Genomic DNA, 1234 nt, shown 5'->3' on the forward strand with positions numbered 1-1234 from the left:
TCCGCCCTCGCCCGCGCGGCTGCACCTGCAGGCGCTGGAGCGGATTGAAGAGGGCAACGTGGCCGGGGCGACGGCGGTGCTGGAGCTGCTCGTGAAGCAGGCGCCGGACTACCTGCCGGGCCTGCTGGAGCTGGCGCTGTTGCGTGAGCGCGCGGGCGCCGGGACGCGGCTTCCCGCTGATGCGCGCCCTGCGCACGCGGGCGGGGCTGCTGCCGCCGGACGCGCTGGTGGATGGACCGGAGGCGCTGCCCGCGCGCTTCTATCTGGCGTCCGCTGACGCCTACCTGAATTTGGGGGCGCTGGAATGAAGGGGACGCCGCGGATGGTGGACGAGGCCCTGGAGGATGAGACGCGGGAGCTGCTCGCGCGCCGGGCCGCGCGCCTGCGCGAGCAGGGCGAGTCGACGGTGGAGGAGGCGGTCCACTGGATCGCCGAGTTCCCGCTGGGCGAGGAGCGCTACGCGCTGCCGCTGGAGTCGCTGCGCGCGGCGCTGCCCCTGCGCATGGTGACGCCGGTGCCGCTGTCGGCGCCCGCGGTCATTGGCGTGCTGCGCTTCCAGGGGCAGGTGCTGTCCGCGCTGAGCCTGGCGTCGCTCCTGGGCGGCCACGGGTGGCGGCAGGACCCGGCCGTGCTGCTGGTGGTGGACCGGGGCGACGGCGAGCTGTGCGCGCTCGACTGCGAGGCCATCCCGCGCCCCACCACGCTGCCGCTCGCGTCCGTGGAGGCCGCGCGCGCCCGGTCGGAAGGGCCGGTGGTGGAGGTCTTCACCCAGGACCGGCAGCTCATCCACCTCATCGACCCGCGGCGCCTGTTCCTCCGCTCCGACGTGGGAGTGCGCCATGCCCGTTGATCCGATGCTGCAGCCGCTGGTGGCGGGCTTCGCCGTGGAGGCCCAGGAGGTCATCCAGAAGGTCACCATGGACCTGCTGGAGCTGGAGCGCGAGGGGCTGGAGAACGACGCGCTCGCGAAAATCTATACGCGGCTGGGCCGGCACCTGCACACGCTGAAGGGCAGCGCCTCGTCCCTGGGGCTCCAGGACCTGGGCGACATCGCCCACAAGCTGGAGGACGCGCTGGCGCCGCTCAAGGCGCACACGCAGAAGATGCCGCGCCCGGTGGTGGACGTGCTGCTGCACGGGCTGGACCTCTTCATGCTGCGCGCCCAGGCGCACGCGGACGGCCGGGGGGACCACCTGCCGGACCCGCCGCCGCGCTGGCCCCAGCTGGTCGCCGC

Annotated in this window: 2 protein-coding genes and 1 pseudogene; all 3 read left to right on the top strand. The window is 74.1% G+C overall.

All coding sequences use genetic code 11. The features are described from left to right. A pseudogene (locus ACLEQD_RS43755) lies at positions 1–308 on the top strand (SAM-dependent methyltransferase); the annotation flags it as partial. Continuing rightward, positions 305–850, top strand: coding sequence for a chemotaxis protein CheW (locus ACLEQD_RS43760; RefSeq protein WP_410391845.1), 546 nt, complete (start codon positions 305–307; stop codon positions 848–850). The pseudogene ACLEQD_RS43755 and the gene ACLEQD_RS43760, both read left to right, overlap by 4 nt. Beyond that, a partial coding sequence (locus ACLEQD_RS43765; RefSeq protein ID WP_410391846.1) for an Hpt domain-containing protein occupies positions 840–1234 on the top strand: 395 nt, incomplete at its 3' end. The genes ACLEQD_RS43760 and ACLEQD_RS43765, both read left to right, overlap by 11 nt.

It is taken from the genome of Corallococcus sp. 4LFB, from assembly GCF_046520365.1.
GTDB classification, from domain to species: Bacteria; Myxococcota; Myxococcia; order Myxococcales; family Myxococcaceae; genus Corallococcus; species Corallococcus caeni.